The following is a 448-nucleotide window of genomic DNA, read 5'->3' as shown; positions in this document are numbered from 1 at the left end:
GGGTGAAGTTGGCCGGAAGGCCCATCAGGTTGATCGCCGTGTTGATGGCCGACAGCAAAAGCACGCCGGCATAGACGCCGGGCAGGGTGCCGACGCCGCCCTTCAGGCTGACACCGCCGATGACGACGGCGGCGAACGCGTTGAACAGCAGGCCGACGCCGAGATTGGCGGTGGCGCCCGAGGTGCGGATCGCCAGCAGCCAGCCGGCAAGGCCGGCGATGGCGCCAGCGAGAACAAAGGCAACAACAAGGTTGCGGTTGACGCGGATGCCGGCTCGGAAGGTTGCAGTCTCGTTGCCGCCGATCATGACGAGATGCCTTCCGAAGGGTGTCTTGGCCATGATCAGCGAGAAGACTACGAAACACGAAATGGCGATCCAGGCGGTGAGGGGCAGGCCAAGGAGGCGCTGAATGCCGAACCAGCGGATGGCCGGCGCAAGGTCTTGCGC

The 448-nt window shown here is 65.2% G+C and carries 1 protein-coding gene; it reads right to left on the bottom strand.

Features of this window, described 5'->3' with window-relative positions:
* The coding region (locus EOA86_RS38090) for an ABC transporter permease (protein WP_164892484.1) at positions 1 to 448 on the bottom strand (448 nt) is incomplete at both ends.

The organism is Mesorhizobium sp. M5C.F.Ca.IN.020.32.2.1 (genome assembly GCF_004023105.1).
GTDB lineage: Bacteria > Pseudomonadota > Alphaproteobacteria > Rhizobiales > Rhizobiaceae > Mesorhizobium > Mesorhizobium wenxiniae.
Note: the sequence above shows the minus strand (reverse complement) of the source record. Positions and strands in the feature narration are given on the sequence as shown.